Source organism: Paraburkholderia sp. MM5482-R2 (assembly GCF_050436125.1).
GTDB lineage: Bacteria > Pseudomonadota > Gammaproteobacteria > Burkholderiales > Burkholderiaceae > Paraburkholderia > Paraburkholderia tuberum.
In genome coordinates, this window is the sequence record NZ_JBNDLP010000002.1 from 915,892 (window position 1) to 936,829 (window position 20,938).

Here is a 20,938-nt window from a genome sequence, read left to right on the forward strand (position 1 = left end):
AGTTGGGAGCGCAATATGGAAGCACGCCTGAATTGTTCTCCGGGCGGGAGCGGACCCGAGCTTGCACCGCGGCCGGCGCCGATGCACATCGTGCTGTTCGGCGCGGGACACGTCGGCCATGCGCTCGCGCATCTGCTTGGCAGCCTGCCGTGCGTGGTCCAGTGGGTCGACGAACGCGACGAGCTGTTCCCCGACGAAACGCCGCCCAACGTGCAGGTCGAAGCGACCGACACGCCCGAGGCGATCGTCGACGCGGCGCCGCCCGGCGCGTGGTTTCTGGTGATGACGCACAACCATGCGCTCGATTTTTCGCTGGCCTCGCGCATCATGCGACGGCGTGATTTCAGCTACTTCGGCATGATCGGCTCGAACACGAAGCGCGTGAAGTTCGAGCGGCGACTGCTCGAACGAGGCGTGGAGTTGGAGCGGCTCGCGGAGATGACCTGCCCGATCGGCGTCGAAGGGATCATCGACAAGGCGCCCGCCGCGATCGCGATTGCGGTGTGCGCGCAACTGCTGCGACTGAGGACACGGCAGGCCGCGACGGTTCATGCGTTGGGGCAGGCCGCGAACCACGTCCGCGCAACGGAGCAGATCACGGTTTAGGCCATACGGCGCAACGGGGGCTTGCGCGCGACCAGCTCACCCGACACCTCGGACATCAACGTCCTCAGCCAGCCGATATCGCTCGGCCGATCCGGCTGCGGATGCCACAACTGATAGCAGCGGATGCGCGGAAACGCGATCGGCACGTCGACGACCGCGAGCGGCAACATGCTCGCGTAGTGCATCGCGAAGCGCCGCGTCGTCGTGAAGATCAGATCCGATTGCAGTAGCGTCTGCGCGACGAGCCCGAAGTAGGGCAGCGTCGCGACGATGCGCCGGCTGGCCTTCGCCCGCGCGAAGCCGGTATCGATCGCGCCGCCGCGCGCGCCGCTGTAGGGTGTCGGCGCGAGATGCGGCGCGGCCAGATAGGCTTCGCGGGTGAGCGGCTCGTGAGTCAGCGGATGGTCCGCGCGCATCATGCACACGACGGTATCGGCGAACAGGTCACTGCGCTCGAAGCGCGGATCGGGCTTCGGCCAGTTGCCGATCACCAGATCGAGTTCGCCGGCGTCGAGCGCGGCCGAATGATCGAGCAGCGGCCCCAGCGATTCGATTTCGAGCCGCGCATGCGGCGCCGCTTCGCGAAACCGCGCGATCACGGTCGGCATGAAGAAGTCGTTCAGATAGTCGGGCGCGGCGACGCGAAAAGTGCGGCGCGAGCGGCCCGGGTCGAAATCGCCATGCGGCGTCGCGACGAAATCGACATCGCGCAACACGCGCTGCGCGGCCGCGAGCAGCGACTCGCCGTATTCGGTCGGCACCATGCCCGACTTGCCGCGCACCAGAATCGGATCGCCGAGCGTGTCGCGCAGCTTGCGCAGCGCGGTGCTGATCGCGGGCTGGGTCTGGTTCAGCCGCAACGCGGTCTGCGTGACGCTGCGCTCGACGAGCAGCGTGCGCAGCACGCGCACGAGCCAGATATCGAGGGAGGCGGCGGTGTCGTCCATGATCGAAGCGTGGCGGCGCGGGCGCTGCCGATGAGCTCGCCGCGCGGCGCGCGCGTGGGGTGCGAAAGCTTAACCTTAGGCGCGTTTGCGCTTCGGCGGCATAGCGGGCACGGTATGGCCGGCATCAGCGCGACGCCTGCCGGCGTCGATTCGTTCGGGCCGAAGCCGCAACCAGGGCGCGGCCCGCTGCGGCCGCCGCGTTATGCCGGTGTTGGTTTGTCCGGCAGCCCCCATGGCAGCGAACTGATCCGCTTCACCTCGCGCGATTCGAGCCAGTTCGGCGTGCGCGCGCAGTACAGCACCATCGGCAGCGCGTCCTCGCCCCAGAACAGCTGATCGTTCAGACGAAACGTCGGCACGCCATAGACGCCGAGTTCGACCGCATCGGCGGTATTGCGCTGCAATTGCGCCTTCACGGCTTCGTCCTGGATCAGTTCCGGGCCGTCCGGCTTGCCGACGCGCTCGCACAGCTCGGCGAACGCTTCGTCGCTCGACGGATCGCGCCCCTCGCGCCAGATGAAGCGGAAAATCTCGCGCACGAATTGCACGTCGCCGTTCGCGGCGGTCGCGAGCAGCAGCGGCTTCATCGAATCGAACGGATGGGCGGGCGGCATTTTGTACGGAATGCCGAGCTGCTCCGCGCGAAACAGCGCGTGCCGGTACATGAAGGTGCGCTTGGCGGGCACGCTGTACGCGGAGCGCTGGCCCCAGTGGCGATACAGATCGTTCAGCACGACCGGCGTGAACGCGAAGTCGAAGCCGGGCCATTTGTCGTATTGCTCGAGCAACAGGTAGGTGAACGGCGAGACGAAATCGTAAAACCACTGCCGCTGTTGGGCGTCGATGCCAACGGTCATAAATGTCTCCCGGATTGCCTGTGTCGGACGATGCGGACGGTGCGTCCGTTACCTCATCAAAATTGTAGCGATCTTACGCGGTGCGGTCCCGGCTTGCACCGGTCGATATCCCCTGGTGGCGGCCGGTGGGCGTAGGTTCCGGCGGTGCCGTCAGGGGCGCTCAGCCTTTGACTTTATCGGCCGCCTGCTCGTCGGCCTCGTCCAGCCCGCCCCGCGTGTCGCGGCTTTCCGTGAGCCGCCGCCGCACGAAGCCGATGTGCTCGCGCAGCACGTAGAACTGGTCCGCGTACGCGAGCGGCATCTTCATGCCGTTGACCGAGTCTTCAATCGTGTCGAGCCGCTCGATCAGCGACGCGCGTTCGGCCGACGCATGTTCGCTGAGCGCGCTGCGCTCGATCGCGATCAGCGCGCCGTACCAGCGATAGATGCGCGATTTGACGCGCCACGCGTACAACCCGGGCACGATGCGCAGCGCCGGCACCAGCAGCACGATCAGCGGCACGATGATCACCAGCAGGCGGTCCGCGAGACTCGCGATCCAGAACGGCAGCGTTCGGTACAGGAAGCTCTTGCCCGACTTGTAGTAGCGCGCGGCGTCGTCGGAAAGCGGGAAGTCGTGCGCGAGCGGGGCGGGGAATTCGCCGGCGCGCTGCATCGTCGTCGCGCCGCCATGCACCTCGCGCGCGGCTTCGATCAGCAGATCGGACAGCGCCGGATGCAGCGAATCGCGCGCGATCAGCTCGGCGGTCGGCGCGACGATGCTGATCGAGTTCGCCGGCAGGTTCTTGCCGAGGTCGAAGGCGCCCATCGGCACCTTCAGCTGCGTCAGGTACGGAAAGCGGCGCGTGTACGCGTCGGCCTGCGAAAAATCGTAGAAACGCACGTTCTGCGTGCGGTAGAGCTTGACCATCACGGCCGGCTGCGCCGAGTCGCCCGCGAGGAAGGTCGCGTCGATCGTGCCGTCGATCAGCGCGTCGGCGGCGGCGTCGCCCGTTAGCGGCAGCAATTGGGTCGGACCGCCCGGCACGATGCCGTTGGCCTTCAGCAGCGCGAGCGCGAGCTCGCGCGTGCCGCTGCCCTCGGGGCCGATCGCGAGGCGTTCGCCCTTGAACCCGGACAGCCAGTCGACGGGGGCGCCGCGGTAGAAGATCGCGAGCGGCACGTAAGCGACGCTGCCGAGCGACATCAGGCTTTTGTCCTTGTCGAGCCCGGCGGGCGCGATGCCGCTCTGCACGAAGCCGACGTCGACGTCCGCGTTCGGGTCCAACAGCCGCTTCAGATTTTCCTGCGAGCCCTGCGAGGCCAGCACGTTCAGCGTAATGCGATTGCGCGCAAGGATCGTCTTGTACTTTTGTGCGGCGATCCAGAAGGTGCTGCCGACGGGACCGGCGCTAATCGTCAGCGTATTCGGCGGGGCGGGTTGGATCAGCCGCACGGCGGCCCAGATTGCGACGATCACGAGCAGCACGAGCGGGCCGAACGAGACCGCCAGGTCGCGCCACGAGATCGCGACAAAACGGGCGACGAGATGGGTAGGGCGGGTGCGGCCGGTGTCAGGCTTCATCGGATCATCTGAAAGCGGCGGTCGATCGGGCTCGAATGCGCGAAGGCGGCTTGGGCGGCGCGCGCCAGCACGCGTCGCGCCGATGGTACCTGAGATTGGCGCGGCCGCGAAACGCGTAGCCGCCCGTCACGCCGACAAACGCGTAACAAATGGTGAGCACCGCGGTGAACGCCGGCATGAGCGCTGGCATGATGCCGGTGCAAATTCTTGCGCGACCACGGAGCGTGTCTGCTTCTCTCCGGCACGCATGACGCACCCGCTGTCGGCGCGCCACGCCGCGCGCTAAATCCTTTGCGCTTCTGTGCCGGCTAGATTAAATTGTGCATCGCTACCGCGATCCAACGTTTGCGGCGCGACCCCGGCGAGACGGACAAGAACCGGGTGCGTCGGCGGACGTCGCGGTTTGCCGGTTACCGGTAATCAGCCTCTCTCGCCTCTTGCACATCGTGTCACAGCCGTTGATGGCCGTCGCTCACGCGCGCGTTCGCGCGATGACGGCCGCCCGTAGTCGTAACGATGCCGCTTGTTCATGCGGTCCAATGTGAAGCCAAGGAGAAGAGAGCTATGAAGACGGTCGGTTTTCTGAAAGCACTGGGTCCGGTGGTGGCGATGGTGGTGGCGTGCAACGTCTACGCCCAAAACGCTCCGGCAACCGATACGGCGTCGGCGGCAGCCGCCGTCAAGGCCGGCAAGGCAGCGAATCACGAACTTGGCCGTAAGGTGCGCCACGCGCTGACGAAGACCCAGGGTCTCGACGTGTCGCACATCGCCGTGCGCGCGCGCGGCGGCGCAGTGACGCTGACCGGCTCGGTGCCGACCCAGGGACAGATCGATGCGGCCGGCGAAGCCGCCAAGGGTGTCGACGGCGTAATGTCAGTGTCCAACAAGCTCAAAGTGGTGCAGCAGTAAGCGGTACGCGTGCGCGCGGCGCCGCAAGGCCCGCGTCGCGCGGTGGTGCGCAGCGGCTTGGTGCATGGGCGCCGTCACCGGCGTCGCGTAGACGATTTGACGCCGCGCTTGCATCGCGTCGCGAGGTCTATCTATCAACCTGGAGGCTCTGGCATGATCGCCGGAGCTTTTTTTTTCGCCGCCGGTTTTATGGCGTGGCAGTCGCGAGGTTTGCGGGACCGCAGCAATGCGGCTTGCCGCACGCACAGGTCCTGATGGAGGCGCGGCCGTCGCGGATTCGTGCGCTGCGACACATTACCGACGCATCGCAAGGCGTACTGTGACCAAGAGGGAAGGGGGAGCCAAGGTCATGGAAACCACGCTGTTTCGCTATATCGATCTGCCGATCGGCGATCGCGCGGCATTCGAACTGGTGTGCGCGCGACACGGTTTCGCGCCCGCGCATTTCGACATCAGCGCGAGCGTGGCACCCGGTGAGCCGGCGCACGAGCGGGTCGTCACCGTGCGGCGCGGCAGCTGGTCACAGTCGTATTACGACCGCCACGGTCAGTGGGTCAGGCAGTTCGAGGCGGATCTGACCTGCCGGTTTTTCAAATAGACACGGGTTGCGGTGTGCGCGCTTGACGCGTCTTCAGCGCCTCACGACAACACCAGCCGCACGCCGACCAGCGTCAGCGTCGCGGCGAGCAGATTGCGCAGCAGTGCGTCCGGCGCGCGCGAGGCCAGATAGCTGCCGATTGCGATGCCGGGCAGCGATCCCACCAGCAGCGACAGCAGCATCGACCAGTCGATCGAGCCGAGCAGCCAATGTCCGGCGCCCGCGAGCAAGGTCAGCGGCACCGCGTGCGCGATGTCGGAGCCGACGATGCGCGTCGTCGGCAGCATCGGATACAGCAGCATCAACACCGTCACGCCAATCGCACCCGCGCCCACCGACGTCAACGACACCAGCACGCCGAGGGTCGCGCCGGTCAGCATGGTCAGCGCGAGCGTGCGTGCCTGGCTCGGCGCGCGTTGCTTGCGCGCGCCGAGCGCCGCGAGCTGCGGACGGAACACCAGCGCGATCGCGGTAATCAGCAGCGCCGCGCCGAGCACGACCTGGATCAGCCGGCCCGCGCCAGGCGTATCCATTCCATAGCGATGCAGCAGGATCAGCGTGACGGTCGCCGCGGGCACGCTGCCGGCCGCGAGGCGCAGCGTGACCTGCCAGTCGACCGAGCCCTTCAGTCCGTGCACCAGCGTGCCGGTCGCCTTGGTGGCGGCCGCGTACAGCAGGTCGGTGCCGACCGCGGTGGCAGGGTGCACCTTGAACAGCAGGACGAGGATCGGCGTCATCAGCGAGCCGCCGCCGACGCCCGTCAGCCCGACCAGAAAGCCGACGAACAGGCCGGAGACGGAGTACAGCAGATCGATGTGGGGTAGAGCCATTGAACGGAAAGCTGACGCAGCGCGGGTGAAGGGTTGGGCGGCAAGACCGGCGTAGGCGCCGGGGCGGGTGGGTGCGGCGGCGTGCGGTGCGCTGCACGGCCGCGTCGGCCGGCGCCTCAGCGGCGAAAGGCGCTATTGTCGCAAAACTGCCGCGCCAGCGTGCGGCACTTGTTCAGGGGGAGCGCGTCGCCGCTGGCAGCGGGCTGCGTTCGGCGTGTGCGGCGCTGATGTGCCGCGTGGCGTGTGAGGTGCCGCTCAGAGCGCGCGGCGGATTTCGACGACGCCGAACGCCGCGAGCGTGAAGCCGACCACGCGATCGATCGCGACGCGTAGCCTGCTGCCGATCGCATGACGCGCGAGCGACACCATGGTCACCAGACAGCACCACCACGCGATCGAGCCGGCGAACACACCGCCGACCGTCGTCAGCGCGATGGCCGGCGAGAACGCGCCGCGTGGCGCGAGCGTCGTGAATAGCGCCGCGAACATGATGACGGTCTGCGGATTGGTCAGCGTCAACAGCAGCGCGCTCGCGTACGCACGCAGCGCGCCGGCGCGGCCGATCTGCGCGAGCTTGCCGTTGCCGTTGCCATTGCCGTCGGCGGTTTCAGCGGGCGGCTTCTGCAGCAGCGCGCGCACGCCGAGATACAGCAGGAACAGGCCCGCGAGCAGATGCAGCGGGCGGTCGTACGCGAGCATGAACTGAGAAATGCCGACGAGGCCGAGCGCCGCGATCAGCCCGTAGGCCGCGTCGCCGCTGGCGATGCCGAAGCCGATCGCGAGTCCCGCGCGCGGACCGCCGCTCAGCGTTCGGCGGATGCACAGCATGCCCATCGGGCCGACCGGCGCGGCGATCGCGAGGCCGACGCCGGCGGCCGTGAAAAACAGACTGGTGGTGGACATGGGCAGGTTCTCGAGCGTTGTTCTGGTTGGGGCGGTCGCCTGCGGGCAGCCGGCGCACCCGCCAGCATAGCCATCCCGAAAATCGCGGGCAAGGGCGGGGATGGGTGAGACTCGACGCGCGATGACTCGCTTCAGCGGATCGGCCAGCATGGCGATGAAAGCTGACATCGCCGCGCTCGCTTACAACGGCTCTTTTGTCAGAAAAACAAAAATGCCGCTCAGTTGCTTAACTGAACGGCATTGCGGCTCAATGCCGCTTTTTTGTTGGGCCGTGATATCGGGAAAATTCGCCTAAAAATGAGATGGCCAGAGCAATCGTTAATATCTGTCAATGAAGTTTTTGTCTCAAATTAAAATCATTGACCGTGCCCCCGTTTAGATGCTTAATTTGCCGGGTGTTTTCTGGAAAATCAAAAGAGGTCAAATGGGACAACAGAAACAGGCAGGTGCCGCGGGCGAGGAAGAGTGCCAAGTTTGTCGTGTCACCTATTCAATATACGCAAACTTCCCGCCAATGCCGTCTGCAATGGCGATGAACGTCGAAACTGGCGAATGGTTTCCGCAGGATAGGCTTCGGTCGTATTCGAACGGTTACGAAATGGCCGACGCCCTGGGTTATGCATGGGCGTGCGATTGCCGCGGTCGCACGGCGGCCTCAGCGCTGACGTCGAAAATTCGCACTCACGACGAGTATTACGTGCTCAAAAAAAGCGATGGCCAACCCCTCGCCAACGTGCGTTACAGAATTGTCGTTGACGGTAAACGGGTGATAACGGGAACCACAAGCCAGAGCGGACACACTGTGCGCGTAGTTACTCGCGGAACGGCAAGCCTCAAACTTCAATTGGAGAAATAGGAATGCCGGAAAGTCCGGATTGGCTAACGGTTCACGACACCGCGTGTACAAACACGAACCCGAACTCATGCGTTGAAGTTCGGATTGCAGCGAACCTGTTGTCGTGGAATATTCCAGACAACAGTTATGGTGACAAGTTGCCTATCATTCCCTCATCCTCGCGTGTGATGCACGGAAAGATTCTGTACCGTCTGGCTATCCAGGCCGCAGTGAAAAGTCGTCGAGGAGATTCGGTTTTCGGGCGTGCCCTATCGATCAGGAGCAGCCGTCCGGGCGACACAATACGGATTTCAGGTCCGACCGATTTAGACGGTTGTGCGACGGTTATTCTCGAATCGCGCGAACCCGGGGATTTGACACTCACCGTAGCTGACGAAGATATAACCTCGGTCCCGCTGCGTTTGAGGTTCAAGGACGCATGGTACGAGAGCACGTTTCTTATTACGGGGTATCACGTTTGCTTCGAACAGGATTTTACAGGTGAAGTTGTGATTGCTCGCGGAACCAACGATCAACACAAGCGCGATTTTCTCTATGGCGCGCGAGGCGTTGTCATGCAGGGAACCGGTAAAGCATCTAACGGGCGCTATATTCGACCAATACAGGTGAATTCAGGTTGGCATAGAAATAGTCACGGCAATCGCGACTATCTCAACAACCCGGATGGCGTAGCCTTCTCTTACACGGATTCAGTGCAAGGCGCATTCGGACCGGTTACGGAGAATCGTTCGATAGCGGTCGATCCTAACGTCATACCGAAGCACGCTCAAGTCGAAATAGAGATCGTCGGCAGACGCTTCGCCGATGATACTGGCAGCGCGATTACCGGCCATCACATCGACAATTTCGTCGGTGCGGGCGCCGTTGTCCAGTCCGCTTGGGAGCATGGGGCGGTAAACAATACGCAGCGCAAAGTTAAGTATATTGGATGACCGTCGAGGAATAGAGTTATGAGTAAACAACGCTTAGCACATAGACTCAGCGCCGGGTTGTTTTGTACGTTGCTTGTTCCGACTGTCTACGCTGACGGGTCGATTAGCTTCAACGATTACATCGTGCCGATGCTGAAGGATCGCCCCCAATTTAAGGAATTTATACTGCAATCGTTTTCGGTTACGGATACGGGATGGGGGATCCGAATAAATAGTCCGACAATGCCCCATATGGGCGGCGCGCGAATGGGACCATACAGATTCCAGGCTATCTGGCATAGTCCGCGTGGCGACACTCCTGTTACTCTTGTAATTGATACTAAAACGGAGTTTTTTGATCGCCACCGTCGGCAAATAACCGGTAGCGATCTACGCGGAACCACTTCGATTACGGAAACGCTGGACTCTATTGAAGTCGAGCCAGCCCAAACACAATAGCTTGCGCATCCTATGACCGCAATCGTTGGCCCGCTTTGTGGGACCTTCCATCTTGTCTTGCCGGAAGACAATCTGCACCTTGGGCAGAGCAGTATCAGTCAACACGCCAGAGAGTTTTTGAAAGGACTTGAGGCGAACAGAACGCGCCATCAATGCAAAAGTGCACGTACCGTTGTTTCAGTACGTGTACGATGCATTGGTGAGTGTTTCTTTTAATGCTGTAGCAGACCATGCTGCGGACGAATTGACGCATCGCGAAAATCAGGTGACTGCCGAAATATTCCGAATTACATAAAAAAGATTTCGCTGTTCCTCGAGCTTGCGTCAACGCCGGGAAACGGAGGTTGGAGTGTTCTCTGAAGGTGTATATGATGCGTCCCACTAGAATGCTTGCTGTGCGGCTTATCATGGTTTCGATGTTTAATTTTCTTGATTCAACTGCGCTGAGCAAAACAATTTACTCGGTGCAGTTCGACTACAAAAAAGCAGCGCCATCATCGGTTTATTTTTCTGGAAAATTGCGCGAGGAAATTGACCGTCTTTGCAAGACCGGTGAGCACGCGGCAACCGCCGATATCGCTGCGTGCAGCCACAGGAATTTCGAACAAATTTACGCAGAATTGAATTCCACGATTAAATCGTTGGAAACTGAGTTGAGGAAAGGCGATGTTGATTTGAAGGTCGATAACAATCCTGTTGCATTGCCTTACTTTGAGAAAGGACAAAGGGCATGGGTCGAGTATCGCGACAACCAGTGTTACGCTGAGAGCTATTCATTAGGCGAAGCGTCGGTGCGTTATATGACGTTTTGGGATTGCATGGCGCGCATAACGAAAGGGCGGATAAGCGATCTGAAGAGCACGGAAGACTAACGGAAGGCAACCGCGCCTCAAACAAGTCGCCCCGGTTTGCGGGCTTTCCATTCGAGCGTCAACGTGCTTGTTTCTGCACTGCTTTGCACGGCAAGCCGTGGTTCGAGCCGCACCGCAAGCGACAGAAATCCTCCACGGCCTTCCACGATCAACCATAATTCCCCCCACCCCCAACCCACAAATCCGCTGCGCCGATGTGGCAAATCGATCAGGTGACGCTGCGCTTGTTCATCGCCGTGTGCGAGGAAGGCACGATCGCGCGCGCGGCCGAGCGTGAGTTCATCGCGCCGTCGGCGGTCAGCAAGCGGCTCGCCGATCTCGAAGCGCTCGTCGATGTCGCGTTGCTGTCGCGCAGCCAGCGCGGCGTGCGCGCGACCGCCGCCGGCGAAGCGCTGTTGCGCCACGCGCGGCTCATCATGCGCGGCCACGAACGCCTGCAGGCCGAGCTCAGCGAGTACGCGGCCGGCGCGCGTGGGCATGTGCGCGTGCTCGCCAACGTGTCGTCGATGGTGGAGTTTTTGCCCGAGGCGTTGTCGGCGTTTCTGCAGGCGAATCCGGCGATTCGCGTCGACGTCGAGGAGCGCGTCAGCGCGGACATCGTGCGCGGGCTCGAAGAGGGTGTGGCCGATCTGGGCATCTGCCGCGACACGGTGCCGCTCGGCAGTCTCGACACGCTGCCGTATCGCGCCGACCATCTTGCGCTGATCGTGCCGCGCGCGCATCCGCTCGCGGGCGAGACGCAGATCGGCTTCGAGCAGACGCTCGGGTTCGATCATCTGGGGCTCGCATCGAATGCGTCGGTCAATGCGCTGATGCAGCGCATCGCGCTGGAGAAGGGCAGCGAGTTGAATTACCGCACCTATGTATCGACGTTCGACGCCGCCTATCGCTTCATCCAGGCGGGTCTCGCGGTCGCGATCCTGCCGCGCGAGGCGCTGCCGCGCCATGCGGCCGACGAGTACGGCATCGTCGCCGTGCCGTTGCGCGAGGCGTGGGCCGCGCGGCGCTTCGTGATCTGCATGCGCGATCGCGCGGCGCTGACGCTGGCGGCCGCGCGATTGCTCGAACATCTGCTGAGCGCCAGATAAGACGGGCGACGCACTTCGTCACCCGCGCTTCGCCACCTCCCCAGACAAACCCCTAAGCATTTCACCCAGGCGAGCGCCAACGCCCGCGCCATCGGCCTGAGCGGCCATCGCGAGCGGCGATGGTGTGCTTCGTCAAAGCAGACTTTGCCGCGCGTCGTCACGCGGGCACGCTGTGATCCAGTCAGCGCATCACTTCCATCCAACGGGCCTCTGAAGCCCGCGTCCACGACCAGGATTCCAACCGATGAATGAAACCCGCGAGCGCGTCGTCGTGACCGAGGTCGGTCTGCGCGACGGTCTGCAAAGCATTGCCCGCATCATGTCCACCGACGACAAGCGGCGCTGGATCGACGCCGCCTACGCGGCCGGCGTGCGCCACATGGAAGTCGCGTCGTTCGTGCCGGCGAAGCTGCTGCCGCAAATGGCGGACGCCGCCGACGTAGTCGCCCACGCCCGTAGCTACGACGATCTCAGCGTGAGCGCGCTCGTGCCGAACCTGAAGGGCGCGCAGCACGCGCTCGAGGCTGGCGTAGAGCGCATCGTCGCGCCGATCTCGGTGAGCGCCGCGCATAGCGCCGCGAACGTGCGCAAGACACCCGCCGAGATGATCGACGCGTTCGCCGCGATGCGCGAGCTGATCGATGGCGCGCCCCCGGCAGGTGGGCGCCGCGTCGAGTTGATCGCCGGTTTGTCGACGGTGTTCGGCTGCACGCTGCAGGGTGCCGTGCCGTACGCGGATATCGCCGCGATCGCGCGCGCCGCGGTGCAGGCCGGCGCCGACGTGATCGCGCTCGGCGATACGACCGGCGAAGCGACGCCGCGTCAGGTTGGCGAGGTCATCGAGCTGGTGCGCGACGTCGCGGGCGACAGGCTGCGCTCGCTGCATTTCCACGACACGCGCGGCCTCGGGCTCGCCAACACGCTGGTCGCGCTGCAGCACGGGATCCGCGAGTTCGATGCGTCGCTGGCTGGTCTCGGCGGCTGTCCGCATGCGCCGGGCGCAACCGGCAACGTCAATACCGAAGACCTCGTGTTCATGCTTCACAGCATGGGCTACGACACCGGTATCGACATCGCGCGGCTACTCGCATCGCGCGCGGTGCTGGCGCAAGCGCTGCCGGGCGAGCCGCTGTACGGCTATCTCGCGCGAGCGGGATTGCCGAAACAGTTCGCGCATGCGCAAGCGGTCGCGCGCGAGTCCGCCAGCTACGCCGAATCTTTGCATTGTCTCCATTCTTCCGTTCCGCAGGTGCCGCAATGACTCCGCTTTCCTCCGCTACTTCAGCTTCGTCGTCGACGTCCTCGCCGCAGCCGGGTACCTTGCCGCTCGCGGGCATCCGCGTGATCGAGTTGTCGCATATGGTGATGGGTCCGACCTGCGGCATGATTCTCGGCGACCTCGGCGCCGAAGTGATCAAGGTCGAGCCGCCGCGCGGCGACAGCACGCGCCGGCTGCTCGGCACCGGCGCGGGCTTTTTCCGCACCTTCAATCGCAACAAGAAGAGCGTCGCGCTCGATCTCGACAGTGAAGCCGGTCTCGCCGCGCTGAAGCAACTCGTCGATAGCGCCGACGTCTTCGTCGAAAACTTCAAACCCGGCCGCATGGCGAGTCTCGGCCTCGATTACGCGACGCTGCGCGAGCGCAATCCGCGGCTGATTTACGTGTCCCACAAGGGCTTTCTCAATGGTCCGTACGAACATCGTCTGGCGCTCGACGAAGTCGTGCAGATGATGGCGGGCCTCGCGTACATGACCGGTCCGGTGGGCCGTCCGCTACGCGCGGGCAGCTCGGTCAACGACATCATGGGCGGCATGTTCGGCGCGATCGGCGTGCTGGCGGCGCTGCACGAACGGCACGCGAGCGGCCGCGGCAAGGAGGTGCAGAGCGCGCTGTTCGAGAACTGCGTGCTGCTCTCGGCGCAGCACATGCAGCAGTTCGCGGCGACCGGCGTGGCCGCCGCGCCGATGCCCGAGCGCATCAGCGCCTGGGCCGTCTACGACGTGTTTACGCTCGCGCACGGCGAGCAGATGTTCATCGCCGCGACCGGCGACGCGCAGTGGCGCGCGCTGTGCGCGATTCTCGAACGCGACGATCTGCTCGCCGATGCGCGCCTCGCGACCAACAACGACCGCGTGCTCGCGCGCGGCTGGCTGCTGCAGACGCTCGGCGAAAGCCTGAGCCGTCTCGACGGCGCGACACTCGTGCCGCTGTTCGAGCGCAATCACATTCCGTTCGCGTCGATCACGAAGCCCGAGGAGTTGTTCGACGATCCGCACCTGAACGCGAGTGGCGGCCTCGTGCCGCTGACGCTCGACGACGGCAGCGAAACCGCGATGCCGTTGCTGCCGATTTCGCTCGACGGTGCGCGTCTCGGGCCGCGTCGGCCGATCGCGAAGATCGGCGAGCACACCGTCGAGGTGCTGCGCGAACTCGGGTTCGACGACGCGCGGATCGCGGAGCTCGGCGGTGGCGTGCAATCGCGGGCGCCGCGCGCGGCTGCGTGAGCGTCGTGCCGCGCTTGACCCGCTGCAGCGGGCAATAGACCAATAATTCTGGAGACAGACGATGAAATCGTCGAATCAGGCGATGTACTCAACGGCGCTCGGCGATGCCGGCGCGCTCGACGGCTCACCCACGGACGCGGGCGCGGATGCGGCAGGCTCGGACCGCGCCGGCGCGATCGCGCTCGACGGCGCGCGCATTTCCGCGCGGCTCGACCGGCTACCCGCGACCCGCACGATCTGGCAGCTCGTGATGCTGCTGAGCTTCGGCATGTTCTTCGAACTCTACGACCTGATGTACTCCGGCTATATCGCGCCGGGACTCGTGCACAGCGGCCTGCTGACGGCCACGACGCGCGGCCTGTTCGGCACGAGCGGCGTCGCGAGTTTCATCGCCGCGCTGTTCGCGGGCCTGTTCATCGGCACGGCGGCCTGCGGCTTTCTCGCCGACCGCTTCGGCCGGCGCGCGATCTTCACCTGGTCGCTGCTGTGGTACACGGCGGCCAACGTCGTGATGGCGTTCCAGCACACGGCGCTCGGATTGAACTGCTGGCGCTTTATCGCGGGAGTCGGCATCGGCGTCGAGATCGTCACGATCGGCACATATATTTCCGAACTCGTGCCGAAGCACATTCGCGGGCGCGCTTCGGCGTGCTCGCAGGCGGTCGGCTTCTGCGCGGTGCCGATCGTCGCGTTCCTGTCGTATCTGCTGGTGCCGCAACGCCTGTTCGGTCTCGACGGCTGGCGTGTGGTCGTGCTGATCGGCGCGATTGGCGCGATCGTGGTGTGGTGGATTCGCCGCGGCTTGCCGGAGAGCCCGCGCTGGCTCGCGCAAAAAGGCCGCCTCGACGAAGCCGACGCGGTGATGACGCGTCTCGAAGCACGCGTCGCGCGCGAGTATCGGCGCCAATGCGGCCTGCCGTTGCCCGAGCCGGCGCTGCCCGAACCGGTGCGCGCGCGGGCGGCGTTTCGCGATCTGCTGGTGCCGCCGTATCGCAGGCGCACGCTGATGCTGATCATCTTTCACGTGTTCCAGACGATGGGCTACTACGGCTTCGCGAACTGGATTCCGACGCTGCTGATGAAGCAGGGCATCACGGTGACGACGAGTCTGATGTACGCGAGCATCATCGCGATCGCGGCGCCGCTCGGGCCGTTGCTGGGGCTGCTGATCGCCGATCGCTTCGAGCGCAAGACCGTCATCGTCTGCATGGCGGCGGTCAACGTCGTGTGCGGACTCGCGTTCAGCCAGGCGCGCGAGACGGTGCTGCTCGTGAGTCTCGGCGTGTGCCTCGTGCTCGCGGGCAACATCATTTCATACAGCTATCACGCGTACCAGGCCGAACTGTTTCCGACCGGCATCCGCGCGCGCGCGGTCGGCTTCGTTTACTCGTGGAGCCGGATTTCGGCGATGTTCTCGGCGTTCGTGATCGCCGCCTGCCTCGGTCGCTTCGGCGTGAACGGCGTGTTCGTGTTCATCTCGGGGGCAATGGCGATCGTCATGGTCGCGATCGGTACGCTGGGACCGAAGACGCGCGATGTCGCGCTCGAGGATCTTTCGAAGTAGCTAGGGCCTGTTCACGCTAATAACGGGCTTGCGAACGTGCCTTTGCGCGCGTAGTGCAAGGAGAGAGGAGCGCCGTTTGGCCGAGCCAAACAAGCGACGACCGACGCCGCAATACGGGCGGAAAGGCACGTTCCCCTGTATTAAAAAAACCTTCAAGGGGCTGGCCGCCAGAAGGGCCGATCGCCGCGTCATGCTCCTTGCGAATACGTCGAGTATTCGTTGCGTCGCATTCCTTGCGCTCGGCCCTTCTGGCGGCCAGCGCAAGCCCGTTATTAGCGTGAACAGGCCCTATGAGTCTTGGCGAGTCTCGTCGTTGCTCGACAGCCGGTCCGATACGTTGCCGAGCAGCAGCGCGAGCAGCACCACGCCGATCATTGCGAACAGGAACCCGCCGATCATCGTGGCAAGTATCAGCGTGATCCATGAAATGCCGTTCATGTGTGCGGTTCCGGCGCGTTTGTCGGGGGCATCGTACCCCGTTCAGAACCACTTTTATGTGCGCTTGCCCGCCGTAAACCTGTCAGGCGACGCCGAACTATCGTCGCGTCGTGCCATTACGCGGCGCGTTCTCGACGGGTGTAACAGTCGTTGCATAGGGGATGGCGGACTTCGTTCGCTGTCCCCAAGCCCCTTTGCGGAAACCTCGTAGTCCATTTCCGCAATCGGTTGGCGGAAATGCACCCGCTCGCACCCGACTTATTCCGCCATTGGCCCATCTATTGCGGGGGCGCTAAAGTCGTCCGATATCCTTGTTTCAGGTTTGAAACGTTAATCGCCACGTTAATATTCCCGTCATCAATAAAAAATAGATTAAATAATCTGTTCTGGCGCGTTGAGTGCTTGCATTGGACGGCGGAAGGGTCGGTTGCGCGGCGCTTGCGCGGATCGTCAGGGGAAGTTGTCGACGCAGCCGGACCCGCTTGGTAGGGCCGGGGGTTTTCACTCATCGATAGCCAATTCCGGCAAAAAATCTCTTTTAAAATGCCGCCTCGGTGGGCACATAAGGCGGGACACGCCGTTTTTCGAGTAGCCGCGCAGTGTGCGCTGGCGTACGCATTCATTTTTTAAATTGCATTAAGATTTGCGAGTGCATATTCAACCATATGCGGTTAGACGATTAATCCAGTGAAAAGACGGTCGTTTCGGTATTGTGCCGAATTGCACTGGCCGATCACGTATTCATAGTGCCAATATGTCTGCACTTTCGGACATGACGGCAGAGCGCCGGAGGCCGTCGCTATGATGCACTGCGCGGAGTTCGCATTGTGCGTGATCGTAAAAGGTGTAGTAGATCGTTTTCTGTCGAGAGGATGACTATGACCTGCGCGAGTCTCGAGTCTGCAATGCTGCGCTGGGTGCATGCTCCGAACAAGGGCGTGCGTCGTGTCGCGATTCTGTTGTTCAACGACTGCTCGCTGCAAGGGGCGGGCGTGATCGCCGAGGTGTTCCAGGCTGCCAACGAACTCGCCACTTCCGGTTCGGGCGCGTGGCTGTACGACGTATCGTTCTTGTCCGCCGGCGGCGGCATGGTGATTTCGTCGTCGGGTTTGCGCGTCTGGACCGACGGACTCGACGCGCGCCATTACGGCGGCTTCGACGCGCTCTATGTGGCGGGCGGCAAGGGCGCGGCGTCGGCGGCGCGCGATGAGCGTCTGCTTGGATGGCTGCGGCGCGTGCGTCGCAACACCTCGATGATCCGGCCGATCGCCGAAGGGCGCGCGGTGCTCGACGCGGCGGCCCTGCCCGAGGACAAGGACGGGAGCGACCCGCACCAGCCGGCCTTGGCCAGAATTGGCGCGGGCTCGGCGGAGCAGGGCGTCGTCGACCTTAACGACCGGCTGGAATCGATGCGCAGTGCGCTCGCGATGATCAAGCGCGATCTGGGCAACGCGACCGCGCGCTCGGCTGCCGAGCGGCTGCTGTCCGACTCGTGCACGAACCTCGCGCCGCTGCTCGGCGAGGACGGCGGCATGAGTCCCGGCGACAAGGTTCGCGCGGCGGCGCGCTGGCTGCAGGAAAACTGCCAGCAGGCGATTTCGATTGCGGATGCCGCGCAGTTTGCGGCGATGAGCGAGCGCAACTTTCTGCGCCGCTTCAAGATGGAAATGGGTATCACGCCGTCGAGTTTCCTGTTGCACGAGCGCCTCGCGGTGACGTGCAGCCTGTTGACCGAATCGGAATTGCCGGTCGACAAGATCGCCCGGCGCACCGGGATGGGCAACGGCGACCGGCTAGCGAAAGTGTTTCGCAAGCGGATGAGGATTTCGCCGACCGAGTTCAGGATTCAAAGCCGCCGCATGGCAGGCGAGTAGCACCGACGGAGCCAGCCCGCTAACCGCGCGTGACAGGCGGGGACGGGTCCGTTGTTCGTCGTACCTTGCAGATCGAAAAGGATTCCCGATATGTTGACGCAGGCAGGTGTGAGCGCCCGATCCGTCGAGCCGAACGGCGCAAGCGCCGGGGTTGCTGGCGCGCGCTGCGCGCACATCGTCCCGGTCATTCTCGCGGGCGGCTCGGGCACGCGGCTTTGGCCGGTGTCGCGCGAAAACTTTCCGAAGCAGCTGATCGACGTGGTCGGCTCCGACTCGCTGCTGCAGGCGACCGCGCGGCGGCTCGAGAGCTTCCCGGCGGGCTGGAGCGTCGACGCTTCGCCGATCGTCGTGTGCGGCGAGGAGCATCGCTTCGTGATCGCCGAACAGTTGCATGAAAACGGCGTCGACGCGCGTCTGATCGTCGAGCCCGCGCGCCGCGACACGGCGCCCGCGCTGACGCTCGCGGCATCGCTCGCGTGCGCGGCCGGCGACGACGCCATCCTGATCGTGATGCCGGCCGACCACGCGATCGCGGACGTGCCTGCCCTGCAGCGCGCGCTAGCGTGCGCGGCGCACCACGCGAGCGAGGGCGCGATTGCGACGCTCGGTGTGCCGCCGACGCGTGCCGACACCGGCTTCGGCTATATCCGGATCGGCGCGGCATTGGCCGCTGGCGGCCACACGATCGACGGTTTCGTCGAGAAGCCCGCCGAGGAAATCGCGAGGCAATACCTGGCGGCCGGCACCTACTGGTGGAATAGCGGCATCTTCATCGTGCGTGCGCGCGTGTGGCTCGACACGCTCGCGGCGCTGCGGCCCGACATGCATGCGCCGTGCGCAACCGCGTTCGCGAGCGGCAAGCAGGACGGCGACGTATTCCGGCCATCGCACGACGCGTTCCTCGACGTGCCCGCCGATTCGATCGACTACGCGGTGATGGAGCGTTTGACCGAACCGGCGCCGGCGCAAGACGACAGCGCGAGCAACGTCGAAGCGCAAGGCGCGGCACAGAACGATATGCAAGCTCAAAGTCGAGCCGCGGTCATTCCCCCCGGCGTCGTGATCCCGCTCGAAGCCGGCTGGTCCGACCTCGGCTCATGGGACGCGGTATGGGCCGCGATGGAGAAGGACCCGAACGGCAACGCCGGGCGCGGCCGCGTGGCGTTCGAAGGCGCGGTGTCCTGCTATGCGCATTCGGAAGGGCGGCTCGTCGCGTGCGTCGGCACCGCGAACGTCGTCGTGGTCGAGACCGCGGACGCGGTGCTCGTGGTGGATCGCTCGCATGTGCAGGACGTCAAGGGGCTCGTGTCGCGCATCAAGGCGCAGCACGCGCCGGAGGCCGACGCGCATCGCAAGGTGCGGCGCCCGTGGGGCTTCTATGACTCGATCGATCGCGGCGAGCGCTTCCAGGTCAAGCGCATCGTCGTGACGCCCGGCGCAAAGCTGTCGCTGCAACTCCATCATCATCGCGCTGAGCATTGGGTGGTCGTGCGCGGCACCGCGCTCGTCACGCGCGGCGAAGAGCAGTTCCTGCTCAGCGAAAACGAATCGACCTACATTCCGCTCGGCACGCGTCACCGGCTCGAAAACCCCGGCAGGGTGCCGCTCGAAATCATCGAAATCCAGTCGGGTACCTATCTCGGCGAAGACGACATCGTGAGGTTTGACGACAACTACGGCCGCTGCCCGTAGGCAGCCCATGCACGCCCCTTTTTGCGTACAGGAACGGCAGAACGAGGTAAGTAAAATGCGCAAGTTTCAGGATCTGCTCGCGCGGATTTTCGATGTCGCTCTGGTATTGGCGGGTGCGACCGTGGCGTCGCGGATCCGCTTTGATTATCTCGGCCAGTCGGGTTTCTACTGGGCGCTGGTGATGTTTTCGGCTGCGTTCGCGCTCGCGATCTTCCCCGCGTTCGGCGTCTACGAATCATGGCGCGGCCGCTCGAAGCTCGGTCTCGCCGGTCAGGTGTCGCTCGCGTGGCTGATCGTGCAGGCCTGCGCGCTCGTGCTGATGTACTCGCTGCATCGCATCGATATCGTGTCGCGGCTGTGGTTCTCGTACTGGACCGCGACGACGGGTGGCCTGCTGATCGCGAATCGGGTGATCGCGCACGCGGTGCTCGCGCGGGCGCGCGGCGCGGGTATGAACCTGCATCAGGTGGCGATCGTCGGCAGCGGTTCGCAGTGCGATGCGCTCCTGCGCCGCATCGAGTCGGCGCCGACCGCGGGCTTTCGCGCGACCGCCGTCTACAACACGCGCCCGGACGACTCCGGCGTGACGAATCCGTGCGTGCCGGTGTTCGATCGCGTCGATCTGCTGGCCGACTACATCCGCACCAACGACGTGCACGAGCTATGGCTGATGCTGTCGCTGTCCGAGGAGCCGCTGATCTGCGCGCTGATCGACGAGTTCCGCGACGACCTCGTGAATATCCGCTTCATGCCGGACGTGCGCAGCCATGCGCTGTTCGAAGGCAGTGGCGTGGTCGATCTGCTCGGCGTGCCGGCGATCAATCTGGTCGCCTCGCCGCTGTCGGCCAACGCGATGCTGAAAAAGGAAGTCTTCGACCGGCTGTTCGCCGCGGCCGCGATCGTTGCCCTCGCGCCGCTGCTGCTTGGCATCGCGATCGCGGTCAAGCTGTCCTCGCGCGGACCGGTGCTGTTCAAGCAGAAGCGCAAGGGCGCGGACGGCCGAGTGTTCACGATCTACAAGTTCCGCTCGATGCGCGTGCATACCGAAGCGAAGGGCACCTTGAGCCAGGCGACGCGCGACGACAAGCGCGTGACGAAAGTGGGCGCGTTTCTGCGCCGCACGAGCCTCGACGAGCTGCCGCAATTTTTCAACGTGTTGCGTGGCGACATGTCGGTCGTAGGACCGCGTCCCCATGCGCTCGAGCACGACGACCTCTATCAGAAGGTGGTCGCGGGCTATATCAATCGCTACCGGATCAAACCGGGAATCACGGGCTGGGCGCAAATCAACGGCTTCCGTGGCGAAACCGACCGCATCGAGAAGATGGAGCGTCGCGTCGAACATGACCTGTACTACCTGGGTCACTGGTCGTTCGCACTCGACATGCGGATCATCGGCGCGACGATTGTCGCCGGACTGGTGCATCGAAACGCTTACTAGAAAGTCGATAACAACGCCTCGGGG

Annotated in this window: 21 protein-coding genes; 15 read left to right on the top strand and 6 right to left on the bottom strand. The window is 64.0% G+C overall.

Annotated elements, in window-relative coordinates:
* Positions 1–15 precede the first annotated feature (15 nt).
* Positions 16–606, top strand: a complete 591-nt coding sequence (gene xdhC / locus OKW37_RS07255; RefSeq protein ID WP_429407296.1) for a xanthine dehydrogenase accessory protein XdhC — start codon at positions 16–18, stop codon at positions 604–606.
* Here the strand turns inward: xdhC and OKW37_RS07260 are convergent.
* The 3 genes from OKW37_RS07260 to OKW37_RS07270 form a co-directional block, all read right to left on the bottom strand.
* Positions 603–1,553: a LysR substrate-binding domain-containing protein gene (locus OKW37_RS07260; protein ID WP_090803229.1), complete on the bottom strand. Its 951-nt coding sequence runs from the start codon at positions 1,551–1,553 to the stop codon at positions 603–605. The genes xdhC and OKW37_RS07260 overlap by 4 nt on opposite strands.
* Before the next feature lie 200 nt (positions 1,554–1,753).
* On the bottom strand, positions 1,754–2,410 hold the full coding sequence (locus tag OKW37_RS07265) for a 2-hydroxychromene-2-carboxylate isomerase (protein WP_184062204.1): 657 nt from the start codon (positions 2,408–2,410) through the stop codon (positions 1,754–1,756).
* 160 nt (positions 2,411–2,570) lie between these two features.
* Entirely contained in the window at positions 2,571–3,974 is a 1,404-nt protein-coding gene (locus tag OKW37_RS07270) for a TAXI family TRAP transporter solute-binding subunit (RefSeq protein ID WP_429407294.1), read from the bottom strand.
* Between the two features lie 564 nt (positions 3,975–4,538).
* Between OKW37_RS07270 and OKW37_RS07275 the strand changes: the two genes are divergently transcribed.
* On the top strand, positions 4,539–4,883 hold the full coding sequence (locus OKW37_RS07275; protein WP_184055489.1) for a BON domain-containing protein: 345 nt from the start codon (positions 4,539–4,541) through the stop codon (positions 4,881–4,883).
* Between the two features lie 349 nt (positions 4,884–5,232).
* Entirely contained in the window at positions 5,233–5,481 is a 249-nt protein-coding gene (locus OKW37_RS07280) for a hypothetical protein (RefSeq protein ID WP_184055491.1), read from the top strand.
* A 41-nt stretch (positions 5,482–5,522) separates the two neighbouring features.
* Here the strand turns inward: OKW37_RS07280 and OKW37_RS07285 are convergent, their stop codons facing one another.
* Positions 5,523–6,311, bottom strand: a complete 789-nt coding sequence (locus OKW37_RS07285) for a sulfite exporter TauE/SafE family protein (RefSeq protein WP_090803240.1) — start codon at positions 6,309–6,311, stop codon at positions 5,523–5,525.
* A gap of 255 nt (positions 6,312–6,566) precedes the next feature.
* Positions 6,567–7,214 (bottom strand): LysE family translocator, encoded by a 648-nt coding sequence (locus OKW37_RS07290; RefSeq protein ID WP_184062202.1) that lies wholly within the window; start codon positions 7,212–7,214, stop codon positions 6,567–6,569.
* 121 nt (positions 7,215–7,335) lie between these two features.
* On the opposite strand from OKW37_RS07290, the gene OKW37_RS07295 reads away from it, so the two are divergent.
* The 9 genes from OKW37_RS07295 to OKW37_RS07335 all read left to right on the top strand — a co-directional run bounded on the left by OKW37_RS07295 (position 7,336) and on the right by OKW37_RS07335 (position 15,469).
* A complete protein-coding gene (locus OKW37_RS07295) occupies positions 7,336–7,509 on the top strand; it encodes a hypothetical protein (RefSeq protein ID WP_429407291.1) in 174 nt (57 codons plus the stop codon).
* Between the two features lie 129 nt (positions 7,510–7,638).
* The gene (locus OKW37_RS07300) at positions 7,639–8,070 is read left to right on the top strand and encodes a hypothetical protein (RefSeq protein WP_429407289.1); all 432 of its coding nucleotides are present in this window, start codon (positions 7,639–7,641) and stop codon (positions 8,068–8,070) included.
* Between the two features lie 2 nt (positions 8,071–8,072).
* Positions 8,073–9,002 carry a 3D domain-containing protein gene (locus tag OKW37_RS07305; protein WP_429407287.1) on the top strand — a complete coding sequence of 310 codons (930 nt, stop codon included), beginning with the start codon at positions 8,073–8,075 and terminating at the stop codon, positions 9,000–9,002.
* Between the two features lie 565 nt (positions 9,003–9,567).
* Positions 9,568–9,735, top strand: a complete 168-nt coding sequence (locus OKW37_RS07310) for a glycoside hydrolase family protein (protein WP_409259510.1) — start codon at positions 9,568–9,570, stop codon at positions 9,733–9,735.
* A gap of 73 nt (positions 9,736–9,808) precedes the next feature.
* Positions 9,809–10,312 carry a lysozyme inhibitor LprI family protein gene (locus OKW37_RS07315; protein WP_429356670.1) on the top strand — a complete coding sequence of 168 codons (504 nt, stop codon included), beginning with the start codon at positions 9,809–9,811 and terminating at the stop codon, positions 10,310–10,312.
* Positions 10,313–10,506: 194 nt separating this feature from the next.
* The gene (locus OKW37_RS07320) at positions 10,507–11,400 is read left to right on the top strand and encodes a LysR family transcriptional regulator (RefSeq protein ID WP_184038395.1); all 894 of its coding nucleotides are present in this window, start codon (positions 10,507–10,509) and stop codon (positions 11,398–11,400) included.
* A gap of 244 nt (positions 11,401–11,644) precedes the next feature.
* A complete protein-coding gene (locus tag OKW37_RS07325; protein ID WP_429407284.1) occupies positions 11,645–12,661 on the top strand; it encodes a hydroxymethylglutaryl-CoA lyase in 1,017 nt (338 codons plus the stop codon).
* A complete protein-coding gene (locus OKW37_RS07330) occupies positions 12,658–13,905 on the top strand; it encodes a CaiB/BaiF CoA transferase family protein (RefSeq protein ID WP_184038399.1) in 1,248 nt (415 codons plus the stop codon). Before OKW37_RS07325 ends, OKW37_RS07330 begins: the two co-directional genes overlap by 4 nt.
* 61 nt (positions 13,906–13,966) lie before the next feature.
* The gene (locus OKW37_RS07335) at positions 13,967–15,469 is read left to right on the top strand and encodes an MFS transporter (protein WP_184062194.1); all 1,503 of its coding nucleotides are present in this window, start codon (positions 13,967–13,969) and stop codon (positions 15,467–15,469) included.
* Between the two features lie 288 nt (positions 15,470–15,757).
* Here OKW37_RS07335 and OKW37_RS07340 read toward each other — a convergent pair whose 3' ends face one another.
* A complete protein-coding gene (locus OKW37_RS07340) occupies positions 15,758–15,907 on the bottom strand; it encodes a hypothetical protein (RefSeq protein WP_176109418.1) in 150 nt (49 codons plus the stop codon).
* 878 nt (positions 15,908–16,785) lie between these two features.
* On the opposite strand from OKW37_RS07340, the gene OKW37_RS07345 reads away from it, so the two are divergent.
* The 3 genes from OKW37_RS07345 to OKW37_RS07355 all read left to right on the top strand — a co-directional run bounded on the left by OKW37_RS07345 (position 16,786) and on the right by OKW37_RS07355 (position 20,914).
* The gene (locus tag OKW37_RS07345) at positions 16,786–17,781 is read left to right on the top strand and encodes a helix-turn-helix domain-containing protein (RefSeq protein WP_184062422.1); all 996 of its coding nucleotides are present in this window, start codon (positions 16,786–16,788) and stop codon (positions 17,779–17,781) included.
* 90 nt (positions 17,782–17,871) lie between these two features.
* Entirely contained in the window at positions 17,872–19,473 is a 1,602-nt protein-coding gene (locus OKW37_RS07350) for a sugar phosphate nucleotidyltransferase (protein ID WP_429407281.1), read from the top strand.
* A gap of 55 nt (positions 19,474–19,528) precedes the next feature.
* Positions 19,529–20,914 (top strand): undecaprenyl-phosphate glucose phosphotransferase, encoded by a 1,386-nt coding sequence (locus OKW37_RS07355; RefSeq protein WP_429407279.1) that lies wholly within the window; start codon positions 19,529–19,531, stop codon positions 20,912–20,914.
* Positions 20,915–20,938: the final 24 nt, after the last annotated feature.